The following is a 1,595-nucleotide window of genomic DNA, read 5'->3' on the forward strand; positions in this document are numbered from 1 at the left end:
CGCCATCGCCACCCGCTACGAGAAGACTGCCGTCAGCTTCATGGGCGTCCTCTCCCTCGCAGCCGCCCTCGATTGGCTCAAGCGATGACACGCCCTAGCAGTCAAGATAATTGCAGCCGCCGTCTTCTTCGAATCGGCTACGTGCTGTTTCAGTTTTATCTTGGTATTTAGCCAAAGACTGCTTTTTGATGTATCTACCAAATCAAGCGAAACATCGCTGAACGGGTCAACATACGAAGCAATGTCTCTAACTGTTGCTAAAACCGCAAGAGAAGCTTTGGAAATGACTTCTAGGTCGATTTCCTGTCCTTCTTCGATGTCGAGATAAAGGCTCAAGCTCCCGACCGACATGTTCGCTCCCAAGTTGTTGGGAGGATTCGTAACACGGGGCACTCATCCGTCAATCGGCCGCTTCCCAAAACATTTCAAATTGCTATCGTGATCGCTCTACGAGAGGGGGGGCAAAATGAAGCTTACAGCTAGCATTTTCGCGGCGATGACTTTTGGGTCTTGTGTTTCTGCGGGTGATTGTATTGCACAGGCCGGCCCAGGCGGAGCCGCCACGAGTGGATTATGTGCATTCTCAAGCGGCGCGTACGCCGGAAAAACCCTGGATTATACAGGGCTTGCTGCCCTGCCCGTTGGGTCAAGTTGCCAGGATGGGCAGGGTGGAAACGGAGTGATTGTTTCAACACCCGTTGGCCCAAAGCTGTCGGGCTTCAGTACGATTTGTAAGTTCACAGTCGGCCCCAGAGCGGGAACCACGCTAGACTATGCGCCGATGAAGGCAATTCCTGTTGGGACGGGCTGTCAAGACGGCGGCCCCAGTAGCGGCGTAGTGATCGCGGATGATGGTACGCCGCACCCGAAGGCGACCGGCGCCGTACCGCCAGCCGCACCGGCACCTGCCGCACCTAAGCCGTAGGCCGCGCCTTCAAGGCCGGCTAGAAAAGGAAGAGGGCTGGCGCTTTCGCTGCCAGCCCTCTGATCACTCGGTGAGGCTCGAACTCACGACCTCCAGATTAGCAATCCGGCGCTCTATCCAGCTGAGCTACGTGTGCATACCACTCTCTTATAGTGAAGCCTGACAGAGTTGTCAACAGAAAAGTTCCGCAGTCCAGCCAAAGGCCAATTGACACTATGGACGATGGCTTACGCCATCATATTTGGTGCATTTGCTCCATAAGGCCGCGGCTTCCTGACGCCAACGGCGCTCTCGTCACCGTCTCCATCGCCGCCCGACTGCGCTTCGACGATATCGAGGTGATCGCGGACGCGGCCCGCGCGGGCCTTGGGCTCTGCTGGCTTCCCCACTGGCTTATCCGCGACAGCGTGCAGGCGGGCGAACTCGTCGAGATCTGGGCGGACCGGCCTTGTACGACGGTGGATTGCTTCGCCGTTTGGCCCGCGACGCGCTACCTGCCGTTGCGGTCCCGCCTCGCCATTAATGTGCTCACGGAGCGGCTTTCAAAAGGAGATTACCCCCGCAAACATAAGCACTAGGGCGTGTCATCGCTTGAGCCAATCGAGGGCGGCTGCGAGGGAGAGGACGCCCATGAAGCTGACGGCAGTCTTCTCGTAGCGGGTGGCGATGG

At 57.7% G+C, this 1,595-nt stretch carries 1 protein-coding gene and 2 pseudogenes; 2 read left to right on the top strand and 1 reads right to left on the bottom strand.

The features are described from left to right. Both ASG60_RS22940 and ASG60_RS16845 read left to right on the top strand, forming a co-directional pair. Positions 1–88, top strand: a pseudogene (locus ASG60_RS22940) (IS5/IS1182 family transposase); the annotation flags it as partial. Positions 89–1,077: 989 nt separating this feature from the next. Next, complete coding sequence (locus tag ASG60_RS16845) at positions 1,078–1,503, top strand: LysR substrate-binding domain-containing protein (protein WP_347379660.1); 426 nt, start codon at positions 1,078–1,080, stop codon at positions 1,501–1,503. Between the two features lie 6 nt (positions 1,504–1,509). Here ASG60_RS16845 and ASG60_RS22945 read toward each other — a convergent pair. Further along, positions 1,510–1,595: pseudogene (locus ASG60_RS22945) on the bottom strand (IS5/IS1182 family transposase); the annotation flags it as partial.

It is taken from the genome of Methylobacterium sp. Leaf469 (assembly GCF_001424745.1).
Taxonomy (GTDB): Bacteria; Pseudomonadota; Alphaproteobacteria; order Rhizobiales; family Beijerinckiaceae; genus Methylobacterium.